The following is a 16,573-nucleotide window of genomic DNA, read 5'->3' on the forward strand; positions in this document are numbered from 1 at the left end:
TTTTAATTATACCACCTTATCTTAAGGCATTGGATCAAATGTTTTGGTCATTTGTAAATCTAGCTCCCCTCCTGCAACCAGGCGGTTATGGTCTATAGCGAAGTTAGCTAGGTTACTTCCATTAAACGTTGCTGAATTTACATAGTAATTACCTGCTGCGGCACCGTTAGCTTTTATGGTTAAAACATTTCCTGGGTAGTAATCTGGATTTAAACTGATTTTTACCTCGTCAAAAATTGGACTACCAATTTGATAAACCGGATTGGCCTCTGTACCGCCGTTCATCTGAAAAAGCCCTATTTTGAGTAGCACATTTAAACTCCCCATAAGACCTTGGTCCTCGTCCCCGCAATAACCCGTTGCTGGCGAAAGTCCGCTAAAAGCTTGTTCTACAACTTTTCTTGACCAAAGCTGGGTCAAATCTGGTCTTCCTAGTAGATGAAAAACAAAAGCTGTTTGTATAGAGGGCTGGTTACCAAAATTTACCGGTATCCTACTATATTCCGGATGCAGCTCCTTATCATGTGAATTTCCAGAGGTAAACTTTAATTTTTCTGCGTCTTTAAACTGATTTTCTAACTTGGCAACAGCAGCCTCCTTGCCCCCCATTAAACTGGCCAGCCCTTCCAAATCATGTGGAACAAACCAAGTTGCCTGCGCACTATTGGACTCTACAAAACCATTTTCATATTGGTAAGGGTCAAAATCCAGTTTCCAGTCACCAGAAGCTGTTTTAGGAACCATCCAACCAAAACCTTTATGATATACATTCTTATAATTTTTGGCACGATTTTGAAATAATTCTACATCCTCATCTTTACCCAATTTTTTAGCCAACTGTGCCAAGGTCCAATCTTGGTAGCTGTATTCTAAAGTTTGCCCCGTACCATCTAAATGAATACCATGGCCCTGCTCTTCCGTTGGTAAAGGAAATGGCGCGTAGCCTTTAGTAAGGTAATGCTTAAAACCACCACCTAAATGGGTAGTATGTTCATAACCTGCTTTAGCCATTAACCCCACTAACGTATGGTTCTTTTTTAAAGCCTCATAGATAAATTCCAAACTATCTTTTACAATACCTTTTTGTATAGCACTTACTAAAAAAGGCGTTGAGGATGCACCCGTCATCACGTAGGTATAATTACCACCAGAGGGGCCTCTTGGTACTAGGCCGCCATCTTTGTAGTACTGCATTAAAGATTGTGAAAATTCGTGCATAATTTCAGGATAAACCAAACCCCACAGGGTATTTAACGTCCATTGTGCACCCCAGAACGAATCAGAATTGTAATGGTTAAATAAGGGTTTACCTGTATCATCTAGAGGTAAATGGCCAATTCTAAAGCTGTTACCCGTATTATCCGGGTAAGCACCATTGGCATCGGAAATAATGCGTCTTCCCTGCAACGCGTGCCATAAATCTGTGTAGAATCTACGCTGCGCCTGTTGGGTATTGCCGGTAACTTGAATACGAGACAACATTTGATTCCATTCTTCCTTAGAATCCGCAACCACTTGATCAAAGTTCCAGTGGTTCAACTCCTGTTTCAAATTATTGGATGCATTTTCTACAGAGGTATAAGAAAGTGCAACCTTCATTAAAACCGGATTTGCACTGTTGGATAGGGTTAGCACATAATTGTTAGATAAATTATCTTTTGCAAAATGGGTAACCGGTGTATTCATTTCAATTTTAAAATAGGCCTTAAACGGTTTTGGCCTTCTAATTGTGGGCTGCATTACAAAAGAACCGTAAAAACTAGTTTCGGTTTCTTGAACAACCTCACCTTTGGTTATTTCACATGGCCCTAATATACCTTCTAAATCTATAACCAATTGATTTTCTTTGGTATTATCAAATTGGTATTTATGAAAGCCTACCCGTTTGGTACTGGTTAATTCTACCGTACTATTATACCTATCCAACTCCACCTTATGGTAACCGGGTGCTACAACTTCTTTGTCATGACTAAAACTAGAATGGTACTTAGTATAACTAAATGTTGCTCCTTTTTCTTTTGAAATAGGCATTACCGTTAAACCAGCCATTTGCCAAGCATGTATATGGCTAAAACCACGTATGGTATCTGTTATATACCTGTAGCCACTGCCCCATGCCCCGTCTACCTCTGTATCTGGGTTAAGATTTACCATACCAAATGGCCTACAAGCACTACTAAAGAAAAACCATCTGGAATTTTCTGTATCCAATTGATTGTATACCAAATCTACCGGGTTGGGTTTTGGTTTTTCCTTAGACGTATTTTCTACTTTTTGGTTGCTACAAGACCCTAGCGTTGCGGCTACTAAAAGGGAGGCTGCCCACTGTTTAATTATTCTCAATCCGTTTTTATTTATTCAGTCGTTAATAGCCGCTAACCCACACTAAATTGTGTGCACTAGGGCTTACCTGCTAAAATACTGGAAGGTTTTAGCCGCCTTATGGACAGTTTGTGCAGAAATATGGATGTATTGTACAGTAGCTATAAGTAGCGAACAATCTAACTTTTAGTTCTATTATATAAAATGGAAAGTATTAAAATAAGCAAACAAACCAGAGCTCCTATAAACCATAAATTCAAAGTTGACTTTTTAGGAATATTTTCTTCAATTATGTTAAGTTGATTAACCTTTGGATTCTGAACAACTTGCGTACTTCCATCTGGCCATACCACCTTAACCGCTTCAATAACACTATTTTTACCTAAGCCGAAATGAAGTGTTGAAGAATTTTGGGATAAATGACTGGATCCGCCACCATCCACTTCTCTAACCATCGTCTTATTATCACTAGTAACATACACCTTAGCTCCGGTACCATTAGATTCAAAGTGTTTTCCCTTTAGTCTAAATTTTATCCAATCGTTATCAGTTCCTTCATTTAAAAATAGTCGTGTTTTTGATTCCACAGGATACTCTAAAATAGGTTCTTGATTTACCACCAGAATATCCAAATCTCCATCATTTTCCACATCTAAAACTACAGAACCCCTTCCAATACCATAATCATTGGTATTAGAAAATCTAGAATTATCTGTAAAGCTTCCATCTTGGTTTACAAAAAAGAAATTACCCATTGGCACACAGTTTGGGTTTAAATCTCCATTTGAAACATATAAATCAACATCACCATCATTATCAAAATCGGCAAAATTAGCACCCCAGCTAATTGCGAATGAATAAGTGCCCAATTCTTTAGATCTATCTTTAAATCCTTTGGAACCTTCATTGTACATTAACCAATTGAATTTTATATTGGTCATGTAATAGTCTAGATTGCCATCATTATCTATGTCTCCCACCGCAGAACCCATGGCATTAATTTTCAAATCCATACCCAATTCTTTCCCAACTTCTTTAAAAGTCTTTTTGGGGTACATATTTTGATATAATAAATTGGGCACCGCCTTATATCCAAAATCTTGATTTACTATCAAATCTTGGTCTCCGTCATTATCAAAATCCGTAAAAACCCCACCAAAACCAAAACCTTTATGGTTTAAGCCATATTCTTGATAAACATTTACAAATGTTTTGCCTTCTTGATTCAATAATAGATAACCTTCTGCCGTCTGGTTTGCACTTACGATGGTAGCATCTTTTATAATACCAAGTTTACCTTCAAAGTTTTTAAAATAATTTCCAACATAGATATCCGGATAACCGTCGGCATTAAAGTCACCAAAACACGCTCCGGTGCTAAACGAGTTTAAGTCTGCTAGTCCGTAATCATCTGTCTTGTCCAAAAATGTGCCATTTCCATTATTTATAAACAATAGGTTTTTTGCCCTTGGTATTTCTTTTGGATTATTTTTAGTATTAATGGTGGTTATAAATAAATCTACCCAACCATCTTTATTAACGTCCGCGCTTATGGCTCCTTGTGTAACGTAGTTTTTACTGGCTCCAAGACCGGAGTACTCATAAACATTGGTAAATGTGCCGTCCTTGTTATTCTTATACAAGGCATCTAGTGCCATACCTCCAGTTAAAAACACGTCTTCAAATCCGTCTGCGTTGTAATCAAAAACAACGGCTCCACCACCAAAAGTACCCTCATAAACTTTATACACATGATCAATATTGGATGCTTTAGTAGCTTCTTTAAAAATTTGAGCCTGCAAAAAAACAGTTAGTGAACAAAAGGCAATGGTCAAAAATTGTTGTTTATTCATTTTTCCAATTTAAATCCAAAATGTTGTTGGCTATACGTTTTCCATTTTCTAAACCTACGGTATTATCAATGGGCGTATGTATACCACCATAAAATCTAGAATCTGCCGTTTCAAGTGCAAAATCCCAAAAAGAATCAAAACGTCTACTTACAAACTCAGTATCCCTAACCTCATCTTTTGGTCTACCTTCATGGGCTTTATCAATAAATGAAACAGTACCTAAATTTGCTTCCAATACAGTAGCTGCAGCTGCAGCTTGTATGGCATGCCCAGATGGAAAAGCAGGAAATGGTGGATCGGGCCAAAAAGACTCCCATTCTTGATCAATATATTTTGGAACATAGGTATTTGGACGTTCTGAAAAATAGTGGTATTTCCATTCCCAGCACTTTATAAAAGCATCAGCAACGGCAAGAGCTGTTTGCGCCAAAGTTTGTGCTGTTTTTACAACATCTGGCCTAACTTTATCTAATACAACGGTAGCTAGATAATACGAATGTCCTGGCGGGGTAAAACTAACATCTGGGTCATCTCCCCACCAGATAGCTGCCTCTTTTTCTTTTTGGGTCAACGTTTTTTCTTTTTTATAAACCGCCAAAAACTGTTCATAATAAGGACTACCGGGAACCGTATCAAATTTTAAGTACTCAGGAATAGAAATTGCTCTATTTGATTTGGCAAAAGTCCGGTTTTGTCCCCAGTAGGGGTGCAATGGTTTATGGCTAAAAGACTGTGCGAATAAAGGAGGTTTCCAAGAACCTAAAAATTCCTCTCTGTAAAAGTCTTTATCAAAGTTTTTCAAATAACCTCTGTGCCCTCCATCCGTTTTAGACCAATTAAAGATAGATTGAGCAATTTGCTCTCCATATGACTCTGATTTCTTTATAATTTCAATTGTAGAATCTTGAACTAGTTGATCATGAATCACATTTTTTAAAGAATCTATCTTGATTATATTCTCATCTGAAGTTTGCTGATAAATCAATTTTATAATTTTTGCCTGGCCCGCATTTAAAACAGCTGTCCAGTTATATTTTATTTGATTATCTGGTTGCGGCAATTGGTTCAGTCCATTCAGTTTTAACGCCATTGAATTGTAACTGGTATCGCTATGTACAACACACTCATACATTGTTAATGAAATGTAGGCAAATGCCCTAGACGCAAAAGTGGGCGAATTAGAAGGTGTGTATTGTGTTATGTAAGTTGTTAATTTGGCCCATTCCAATGCAGTTTCAGTAGCGTCATATTTTTTTTTAGGACTCTGGCAACCACCCAACAGTAGCATACCAACTAGAACAAAAAATATATTTTTCACTAATTTATTCTTAGGCATTAGTAGTTTAGTTTATAAGTTTCTAAAGGTTGCCCATGTGCACCTATTATTAAATAATCATCTATGAACAATGCACCATGTACATCTCCCGTTACTTTTAAGCCACTTGATTTATTACCTATAGGATTAAAATTTCCATTACCGTCTCCCAGCAATAAAGAACCGTAACCAGCATCAAGTTTTCCAAGGCTAAGTTTTAAGAAGCCTTCATTACCAAATAGCAGTAAATCTTTAAACCCGTCTTTATTGAAATCTGAAATAATAATACTTTTTATTGCTGTTTTCTGGGCTTCTACTGGCAATGTGATTTCTTTGTAATTACCACCCGAAGTACTCAACAACACAAGGGATGAAAGGGTATTAATTTCTTTTTTATCTCCTTGCCCCAACTGTTCTTTAGTTAATATATTTTCTATGGTTGCCTCTGAGAAACTTTCATAGGTAGTGTATTTGGACTTTAAGAAAGACAATTGGTTCAACAGTTCTTTTCTGGATAGATAAGGGTAACTAGTTCCTTGAATGTAGGTATTTAATATGGGATCCACCGATCCATTATTATCAAAATCCGAATAGAATAATTCTATTGGTTCTTTTACCGTTGCCCTTAGCTGCGTGTTTTCTCCAAGGTTACCTAAAACAAAATCTGCTTTTCCATCATCATTTAAATCCGCAATAGATAGAGTGTTCCAAAGACCATTGTTATTATTAAGTCCCAAGTCTTTATTCATATTTATTACTTGGGAGCCCTTGATTTTTAAAACTGTAAATGGCATGAATTCTCCTACTAGAGCGAGTTCTTCTTTTCCGTCCCTATCTATATCAACCCAGTTTGCCCCTGTTATTATGTGATTTTGGGAGGCTTGTGACTTCAACGATTTTCTTAAAAAATTACCTTTCCCATCGTTAATCAAAAAATAACTTTCAGAAGCTCTTGGATAATTACCAGGAATAACGCCACTTCCAATAAATAGATCCAAATCACCATCCTTATCAATATCATTTTTTACCACTACGTTGGTACTGCTGCCATAAGCGCCAATTGATTCTTGTGATTTTACAAATTTTCCTTGACCGTTACCCAAGTACAATTGATCAACCATGGCATTATCATCCTCTTTAAAGCTATGATAGCCACCATACCCTAAATAGATATCTAAAAACCCATCCGCATTAAAATCACCTGAACACATGGCTTGTATGTTAGATTTTAAAGCCTTTGGCAAACCTGTGTTGCCAACCATATTAAATTGGCCATTGCCATCTCCTAAATAAAGGTAAACGCCATTCCCAACGCCTCCTGCTACAATAAAATCTTCTTTACCATCACCATTAAAGTCTGATTTAACCAAGGTGGGCGTCTTATGGGAATACTGCTTTAATAACAGTGTCTGCCTATTAAAATCGTTAATGTTATTATGTATATCCTTAAAAGAGAAAGAATTTTTTACCCATTTGAACATCGCATCAATTGAATCTTTTGATACCTGCTCAGTGTTACTTTTATGTATTAATTCTTTTAGCTCTATTCTTTGATTACTCTGTAAGTTGTACAGGTTATGTTTTTCTCCGGAATTCCAAATCACTATTAATGAGTCTATTTTGGTCTGAGTTCCCAATCCAAAATGTAGAATTGGGCTAACAGTAGATAAATACCCTCTGGTAGGCATTTGATATAATATCTGCTGTTCTTTTCCAGTAAAAATCTTTACAGTTGCACCAATACCCAAAGTATTTTTGGAAGAACCTTTTAGAACAACATCCAAATAATTGTTAATTGTACTGTTGGTGTTATTTTGATAGATAAATGCCCGTTCATTAATATTGTTAACTACTAAATCTAAATCCCCATCATTGTCCAGGTCTCCATATGCTGCTCCATTACTATTTACCTTTTCATTTAACCCATTGATACTTGCCGTATTAAGGTATCTAAAATCGGTTTGCTTGGTAAAAAAATAGTTTTGCAATTTGGATGAGGGCATATTACTCACCAGCTTAAGAACATCTTCTCTTTGAAGCCTTCCTTTTGAGGCTACATAACTATCCATATAATCAATGTAATCCAAGTTTGTATAATCCCTTAAATACCCATTGGTTACAAAGAGTTCCTTGCTTCCATTATTTGAATAGTCTGCCCATAAGGCAGACCAGCTCCAATCCGTATTACTTATACCGGCCAATTGCCCTATTTCCGAAAACACTCCATTACCGATATTTTTTTGCAACATGTTACGCATGTATTGATAGTGGAAACCTGTTTTTACATTTAATCCGAATTTCTCATAGTTATCTGGTGCCAATAAAAGTTTTTGTCTTTTGTTATCTTCTGGCAACATGTCTAGAGTATATATATCCAGTAGACCATCATTATCTACATCAGCTATATCATTACCCATAGAGAACTGACTGGTGTGGCCTATCTTCTCTTTAAGTTGGTCTGTAAAAGTGCCATTCTTTTGATTTATATATAGATAATCTGGCACGGCATAATCATTGGAGACATAAAAATCTGGCCAACCATCTTCATTTAAATCTGCAATACCAATTGCCAAACCATAGGATAAAGGTGAACCATTAATTCCCGATTCTAATGTAACATCTGTAAAGTAATTTTTGTGATTATTAAAAAGCCTTAAACCAGAATTAGTATCATCCTCTTTTAAAAACCTTTTGGTACTGGCCACATTAAGAATAGGTAGTGATTTTGGATTGTGGTTCAACAACAACATATCCAAATCACCATCTTTGTCGTAATCTAAAAAATAACCTTGATTGCTATAGCCTTCTGAATCTAAGCCAAATTCCTTGGCCTTTTCTTTAAACCGAGGTACGCCATCTGTACCAACCCCTTGATTGATAAATAGCTGATTGACCCTTTTATGACCGGGAAGTGCCCCAGAATAACACAAATAGTAATCTATTAGCCCATCACCGTTTACATCTGCAGCAGAAATACCGGTTTTCCACGGTCCTTTTCTACCCAGCAAACCAGCCTTAATGGTAATATCCTTAAATTTCATATTACCTAGGTTTAAATAGCATTTATTTTCTCCCATATTGGAGGTAAAATAAATATCCAATAAACCATCATTATTAATATCTGCCAAAGCAACACCACCACCGTTATAAAAGTACTCGTACATTAAAACGTTGGTATTAGGCCCTTCCTTCAGTTTATTTTGAAAATCTATACCTGTAAAATCATACGATAATGAAGTATACAAAGGTGTTTTTCTGGATTCTGAATCTTCTGAGATATGCTCCTTTTCTTTACAGCTTAATATTAGAAAGGAGAAAATAGAAATACAGAGTAATATATTACAGATAAATTTATTGATCAATCCGATAGTTTTTTGGTTAGGAGCAAAAGGTAGTAATCCTATTTCAAATTAATGAAATAGGATTACAAATTTAAATTAACTTACTCTAAATCAATTCTTGATGGTCCTTAATAACCTGGGTTTTGGACCAAAAGTTCATTTTTATTTATCTCATCCCTGCTAATAGGCATAAAATACATTTTATCGTCCCAGGTACGCGTTTCGTTTTCAGTATTATCTACAACATTGTAAACGTAATCGTAAACAGCCGGGTCATATCGATAAGGTACATGCGGAGTTGCTCCGGGTTTTAAAGTTGCAGTTACACGAACAACCTTTATTCCCCTTCCTAATGTTTCATCTGCAATTAACCATCTTCTTGCGTCAAAGAATCTATGCTCTTCATATGCCAACTCAATTCTACGCTCGTTTCTGTAAGCATCTACTAACTCAGTTCCCGAAGCATTGATTGCGGGCATACCAGCTCTATAGCGAATTTTATTTAGCCATGCCACAGCTTCGGCTTCATCACCTGTTTCCAAACAAGCCTCAACATAGTTTAGAACAATCTCTGTGTATCTTATAAACGGCCAAGGTACCACTTGAGCGCTAGACATATTATCTATAACACCTGGATCCGGGTCAATAAACTTTCTTACATAATAACCAGTTCTACTACCATTCCAATTTTCTATTGATGAACTTCTAGTATCTACACCTGGTATTATACCGCCAGAACCATCTGCATAACTACCAGTTTGAATTTGGTCATAGGGATCGATAGATACAACATCACTTGGTCGCGGCTTCCAATCTGCACCATCATATAATATGGTTGCATATAAACGTGGGTCTCTATCATCGTATGGTGCCGCTGCATGGTCTGGGTTATCCCAATCAAAGTCTGTACCGTCCATCATTTGATAGTCATCTACCAGTTGTTGAATTGGGGTATTACCGGCCCAATTATGATATCCATTAGGTCCGTTATTAATACCATTATGAATACCTCCTAAAGGCCAATTACTTTCTTGGGTAAATAAAGGTGAATGTGTCCTTTCAAACAAAATATCATCATGCCCTGCAGGATCGGCAGCGTTACTACCACCACCCATTGACAATGCCACGTAATTTGCAGTACCTTCCTCTGCAGAAACTGGTGCAGTCAAATCAAGTTTATAGCCAGTTGTGGCATCTAGCAATGCTTTGGATGCAACCTTAGCGGCATTCCATCTTGCTGCTTGGTCACCTCCTGTGTAGGCAACTAATTCTAGATTTCCATAACCGGAATGTGCAGTTGAACTGGCACTGACCGTAGGACCATGACGCAAATCGCTAGCTGCATATAAAAGCACTCTAGATTTTAACCCCATTGCACTAAATCTTGTGGCCCTTCCTGGATCAGCAACGTCTCCTAACAAAGAAATTGCTTGATCAATATCATTAGTGATAAAATTCACTAGTTCTTCGTAGGTGTTTCTTGCTACGGTGTAATCATCATCCAAACCATATGGCACTTCTATTATTGGCGCACCACCATAATAGCGAACTAACTGGTGATAAAAATAAGCTCTCAAAAAATAAGACTCTCCTAAAAGTTTATTTTTTAAACCTTCATCTTCAAAAGTAGCATTTGGCAGCTCCTGAATAGCAATATTAGCTTGCCTAACGGCTGAATAAAGCTCATCCCATTGGGGTACAATATTTACATTTCCGGTACCTGTAGGAGATAAAGTTCCCTCGTTAATAACATTGATACCCCTCCCAGAATGGGTAAACATTGCTTCGTCTGTTAGGGAAGCAAGACCTTCTTCCTCAAACCCCCCATAATTTAGATTTGAGTATACGCCAAAAACAAATGCCTCTGCCAATGATCCATCTGCCCATGTAGCATCTGACGAAACCTTGTCTAACGGACGTGTCTCTAAATAATCTTCCGCACACGCCGTCAAAAGAACTGTAGCCGAAAAGGCCAACAAAACCTTAATTCTAATTTTCATAACAGCTTATTTAAAATTTTAATGTAAATCCAGTATTGACAACTCTAGCTTGTGGATAAAACTGACCACTATTCACAGTAGATTCCGGATCATAAATATCACTCTTAGCCCAAGTAAATACATTGTTTGCACTTACATATACACTAAATCCAGTTAAACCAAATGGTTCAATAATATTGTCTGGAAAATTGTATGCTAATTGTATATTCTTTAATCTGATGTAGTCTTTACTAAACAAATAATAGGTATTATTACCAAAACCTCCGCCAGTGTAATAAGTATCGCCACGCGTAGCTAACCTTGGGTGTACACTGCTTGGATTAGTGATACTCCACCTATTATCAAAAGAGTATTTTAAATAATTACCAATATCTCCAGACTCTGTTTGTATAGGTAATGAAGCACCGGTAGCACCTTGGAACAATACTGCCAATCTAAAGTTCTTATATTCTGCATTAAAGGTGGCTCCAAAATTGAACTTTGGTACAATATTTTCCTCTAATCTTACTTGATCGTCTCCATTAATAACACCATCGTTATTAATGTCTTTAAATTTCATATCTCCAGGCCTTAAGTTAGGAGTTACTTCGCTGTAATCCAAAGTTGTTGAAGCAATATCGGCATTGTCACGAAAAACCCCATCATATTCATAAACCAAATATGCTCCAATTGGTTTACCTTCCATTCGCTGATAATCTGGAGCACCTGGAACTTCATCCATAAAAACCACTTCGTTTTTGGCATAACCACCGTTTAATCCTACATCCCATTTAAAATCACCTTGGCTATTTCCATAATAATTTAAAGCAAATTCAAAACCTTTGTTATCTACCTTACCAGCATTTACAGGTGGTAATTTAGATGCTATACCAGAGGATCCAGGCGTAGATCCTGTTTTCTGAATAAGAATTTGATCTCTTCTATTGTAAAAATATTCAAAGCCCACCGTTAAGTTGCTATTAAATAAGGCAGCGTCCAATCCTACGTTGAAATTGTTGGCTCTTTCCCATGTGAAATTTGGATTAGCCAATAAAGATTCTGTTAACGTATTTACTACTTGCCCATTAATAGGGTATTGATTTGGTGCGTAGGTAGATAAAAAAGCATATTCTTGTAATGAACCGTCAAAAAACACCTGATCATTACCCATTTGCCCGTAAGAACCCCTAATTTTTAAATAGTCAATAGCTTTAACATCAAACCAATCTTCATTTGAGACATTCCAACCAGCTAAGAAACCAGGAAAGAAACCAAATCTATCGCCTTCTGGGAAAATATATGAGCCATCATATCTCCAAATAAATTCCGCTAGATATTTTTGCTTGTAGTTATATTGCGCCCTACCATAATAACCAAGTCTTGTTCTATTAAAGGCACTACCATCCACTTGTTGTCCGTCTTGACCACCAAAGAATAATTGATCAATTGAAGGCGAAATAAAATTTCTACTAAATGCAGAGAAAAATTCGTTTTGAAAACGTTCTCTTGTTACGCCCGCCATAAGATTTACGGTATGGTCCTCTGCAAATATTCTGTCATAACTTACCAAAGCGGTAAGGTTGGTATTTAAATTATTGGTAGCAGATTGTGTTAATCTAGGGTCGGTAAAACTAGAACGAACCGCAGACTCTAAAACAGGTACACCTGTATTAATATACGTCTCCCTATCCAGAGAGTACAACTCCCAAGGCGTTTGCCATAATTTTCTTCTTAATTGGCTTTGATCAACACCGGCCAATAAGGTTAATTTTAGACCATCTACCCAAGGATTAGTAATGTCTACTGACCCGGTAAACTGTATATAATCTGTTGGTTGCCTGTCATATCCTGTCGCATTGGTTGTTATAACCACTGGCTGCTGCCCATTTTCAATATCCGGGCCAGGTTCTCCCGTTGGCCATATTGCAGGATCTGTTGGCCTACCACGCATCAACATTCTAAAAATTGCACCAGCACCTTCCGTTGGATACTTACGATCTTCTTTTCTGTAACCAAAACCCAATTTAGTTTTTATGTGATCTGAAACTCTAATATCCGTATTAATTCTAAAGTTATACTGTTGATATCTTGTTCCTGAATTTTTATAATATGCGTCTTGGTCAAAATATCCAATACTAGAGAAATATTTTACATCTTCACTACCTCCGCTCAAGGTTATATTATGTCTGCTTTGGTAAGACCAATCCTTAAAGGTAGCATCAAACCAATCGGTGTTTGGGTAAATCCACGGATCTTCCGCAGCTGCATACCCTTGCAAAGCGGTTGGTGAAAATGCCCCAGTTACCGTCTCATCTGTACTTGGTATAGTATAACTACCATTAGTGTTAAAAGAGTCCCAAGCTGCCCCCCATTGACCTACAGGAATATTGCTATTAAAAATGGTGATCTCGTTCATAATATTGGCATACTCAATTGCACTGGCCATCTCTGGAACTTTTGTGGGTTGCGCCATACCAAAGTCAGCTGTGTAGGTAACTTCTGGTTTACCCACCTTACCTTGTTTTGTGGTAACAATAATAGCTCCGTTAGCAGCCCTTGCACCATAGATAGCAGCAGAAGCATCTTTTAAAACAGAAATATTCTCTATATCCATCCCATTTAACCTTGCAATACCGCCGTCCCTATCCGGGATACCATCTATTACAATTAAGGGAGAACTGTTACCCAAAGTGTTGGTTCCCCGTATACTAATGCTTGCCGCATCACTACCTGGTTCACCACTAGTCTGTATAACCACTAGACCAGGTAAACGACCCGCCAATGAATTAGAAACACTAATTGTAGGCGACTCTTCCAAAACCGCACCCTTTACGGCCGTAACCGCTCCAGTTACCGTGGCTTTCTTTTGTGTTCCGTAGCCAACAACCACCACCTCATCCAAGGCGGCCCTATCTTCTTCCATAGATAGATTAATTGTTGTTCTGCCATTAACGGCTACTTCTTGTCTTTTAAATCCTACGTAGCTAAAAATTAAAGTTGAATTGGAATCTACACCTGTAATTGTGTAATTTCCATCAAAATCGGTAATAGCGCCTTTGGTATTATCGTTTAAGTCTACAATTGATACTCCTGGTAAGGGCATACCGTCTACAGTTGCAGTTACTGTTCCTGAAATAGTAATAGTCTGGGCAAAAGCAAGTGTCCAGAACACACTTCCAAAAAGCAACGCAAATAAGTAAAGGTGGGGCCTAATACCACACCTTTTCATAATAGATAGGTTGTTCATAAATAGTTTAGTTTTAGTTAAAAGCTTGTTAACACAAAAGTTCTCACAAAAACAAAATAAAACTGTGATACACTGTGCTACCTTGCTAATATAGTATATAATATATTATATATACATTTTTTTACATATAAAATTATATTTTTTTTATTATTAACACCTTATTATTGCTCTATTAGTATTTTAACATAAATTAAGTGTGAAAGATTTTATATTGTAACGTTATGTTAAATAATAGTATAAATAACAGGCTGAGGGTTAAGAAATGGATTTTTTAATACATAAAATAAAATCATTACAGGAGCACAAAACGCTAAGTAAACACCAGAGAATTAGTTTAGCTATAACAGAAGCTATTGACGCAAAAAAGCTAGGTATTGGAGATAAATTGCCCTCTATAAATTTGATGGTATCTAAAATTGGCTATGCTAGAAGAACCGTTGTTAAGGCCTATGAAGTTTTAAAGGAAAAAGGACTTGTTGCTTCTAAACAAAACAAGGGTTACTTTATAGTTGATACCAATACGCAAATAAATACTAAAGTAGCTTTGGTCTTATTTGCTTATCAAAGCATACAGGAAGATTTTCATACTGTTTTTACCGAAGCCCTAGGAGCAACATATAGGGTAGACATATTTTTTCATCACAACAATATTCCGTTGTTTAAATCAATTTTAAAAAGCATTATTGGAAATTATGGTAAATATGTGGTGGCCCCAATACAGAATGAAGCCTTGATTCCTTTACTAAATGGATTGGAGGCCCAAAAATTATTGTTAGTAGATCGGTATATTAATGTTGGCCCCAATATATCTTACGTAACACAAGAATTTCAAAAAAATACCTATTCCATTCTAGAAGATTACAAAAATGTAATTGCAAAATACAGTGCCATTCATTTTATATTCAATCCTAGTAACGATTACTCACCAGAAGTATTGAAGAAAGTATTTCTAGAATTTGTAACCAATAATAGCATGAATCATGAAATTTATAAAACCATGCAAGAGGACAAAGTAAAAAAAGGAATTCTTTTCTTCGTAAAAAATGATAGTTGCCTTTGGCCTCTAATTAAAACTTGTAAAAACAAAGGTTTAGTGGTTGGCCAAGATGTTGGTGTGTTGTCTTATGATGATAACATATTAAAGGAATTGGTTTGTGAGGGAATCTCTACTATTTCTACTGACTTTAAAAGAATGGCAGAACTAGCTGCCCAGCATATTAGAGAGAATACTCTAATGCAAGAAATTGTTCCTACAAAAATGGTTTGGCGCAATTCTCTGTAATATATTTCTAGTCTTTCCAAAAATCAGGTGGGATTGCGGTACCATATAAAGTACAATCTATACAATTTATTGGCGCTATAAAGTAGCTGATAGGTAGGCCAGGTTGTTCTGACACAAATTGATGCGTGCCAGATGCTATTCGTTCAAAAAGGAAGGTATCATCTATTGGAAAAGGACCTTGTGGGCTTTCACATGAATCTATGAAGGGTAATGCATCTTGAAAGATATCTTCATAATTAAAGAAGATACGTTGTTGTGAAACCGAAACCAACTCAAACAAACCAATAACATTATTTACTTCATTTGAAATTCCTTTTATATTGCCAACCAAAGGACCTGGTTGTACCTGCGTAAATAAGTTTACGTTTGTAGAAAAGTTCTTTAAGGTTGAATAAAACTCAAAAGATTGTCTTGAAGAGTTCAACTGCTTTACCAATATACTATATCTATAACGCACTTTTCTATTCGTTCGTTCGATAAAAGTTATGGGAAATTTTCTGGTACTATTATCAATACTATTATTAGTCGTGGTTGTTAATATTGTATTTGAATTATTAGTTATGTAACAAAACCGTTCTTCATCCAACTTTGGCACTAATTCCAATACAGGTGGTTCATTAGAAATAACTCTAAATTCATTTAAAGGCTTATAAAAAGAGTCAAAGCGATATGTTTCTATAAATTGGTATCTTAAAAATGCCGTTTGGTTATTTGTCGAAAGACCATCCACATATATTTCAACCCCGTCGACCCCTTCGTCATTTAAAACCCGTTCTGCCCATAAATTAGTTAGAACTGAAGGTTCTGGTAAACCTACCTGCTCAGAGGTATAAGAAATACCCCTTTCATCCGTAATAAATAATCTGTAACTATTTCCTTTTAGGGGTTTAAACGGGGTTGATGAACGGTATAAACCTTCTTTTACCTCAAAAAAGTTAGTTTTAACCCCATTTTGGTTCTCTATATATACACTTGCACCTGATACATTTACATTGGTAGAATCTATTTGGTAACTCCTGCTAATTCTAATATCGTGCTGTTTTAACTCATCTGTAATGCTAGCTTCAACAATTAACATATCTTCAAAGTCCAAACTGGAAGCTTCAAATGGCTCGGTACAAGAAATTATGCACACTCCTATCCCCAATAATAAGCCCCTTACTACCTTATATTTATAAATCGTTTTCAACTATTGATATAGTTCATTTAGTACGCTTAAAATAGGTAAGGAAAA

General features: G+C 36.4%; 8 protein-coding genes. 1 reads left to right on the forward strand and 7 read right to left on the reverse strand.

Translation table 11 applies throughout. The features are described from left to right. Positions 1–21: 21 nt before the first annotated feature. The 6 genes from BUL40_RS08645 to BUL40_RS08670 all read right to left on the reverse strand — a co-directional run bounded on the left by BUL40_RS08645 (position 22) and on the right by BUL40_RS08670 (position 14,057). Entirely contained in the window at positions 22–2,343 is a 2,322-nt protein-coding gene (locus BUL40_RS08645; RefSeq protein ID WP_080318921.1) for a GH92 family glycosyl hydrolase, read from the reverse strand. 158 nt (positions 2,344–2,501) lie between these two features. Next, positions 2,502–4,175, reverse strand: a complete 1,674-nt coding sequence (locus tag BUL40_RS08650; protein WP_080318922.1) for a CRTAC1 family protein — start codon at positions 4,173–4,175, stop codon at positions 2,502–2,504. Continuing rightward, complete coding sequence (locus tag BUL40_RS08655) at positions 4,168–5,493, reverse strand: vanadium-dependent haloperoxidase (protein ID WP_244901845.1); 1,326 nt, start codon at positions 5,491–5,493, stop codon at positions 4,168–4,170. Before BUL40_RS08655 ends, BUL40_RS08650 begins: the two co-directional genes overlap by 8 nt. Before the next feature lie 17 nt (positions 5,494–5,510). Beyond that, complete coding sequence (locus BUL40_RS08660) at positions 5,511–8,852, reverse strand: VCBS repeat-containing protein (RefSeq protein ID WP_080318924.1); 3,342 nt, start codon at positions 8,850–8,852, stop codon at positions 5,511–5,513. Positions 8,853–8,959: 107 nt separating this feature from the next. Continuing rightward, on the reverse strand, positions 8,960–10,831 hold the full coding sequence (locus BUL40_RS08665) for a RagB/SusD family nutrient uptake outer membrane protein (RefSeq protein WP_080318925.1): 1,872 nt from the start codon (positions 10,829–10,831) through the stop codon (positions 8,960–8,962). A gap of 10 nt (positions 10,832–10,841) precedes the next feature. Continuing rightward, positions 10,842–14,057 carry a SusC/RagA family TonB-linked outer membrane protein gene (locus BUL40_RS08670; RefSeq protein WP_080318926.1) on the reverse strand — a complete coding sequence of 1,072 codons (3,216 nt, stop codon included), beginning with the start codon at positions 14,055–14,057 and terminating at the stop codon, positions 10,842–10,844. A gap of 262 nt (positions 14,058–14,319) precedes the next feature. Between BUL40_RS08670 and BUL40_RS08675 the strand changes: the two genes are divergently transcribed. After that, positions 14,320–15,339, forward strand: a complete 1,020-nt coding sequence (locus BUL40_RS08675; RefSeq protein ID WP_080318927.1) for a GntR family transcriptional regulator — start codon at positions 14,320–14,322, stop codon at positions 15,337–15,339. Positions 15,340–15,346: 7 nt separating this feature from the next. Here BUL40_RS08675 and BUL40_RS08680 read toward each other — a convergent pair whose 3' ends face one another. Continuing rightward, a complete protein-coding gene (locus BUL40_RS08680) occupies positions 15,347–16,528 on the reverse strand; it encodes a DUF4249 domain-containing protein (RefSeq protein WP_080318928.1) in 1,182 nt (393 codons plus the stop codon). Positions 16,529–16,573 lie beyond the last annotated feature (45 nt).

It is taken from the genome of Croceivirga radicis, assembly GCF_002072105.2.
Classification (GTDB): Bacteria; Bacteroidota; Bacteroidia; order Flavobacteriales; family Flavobacteriaceae; genus Croceivirga; species Croceivirga radicis.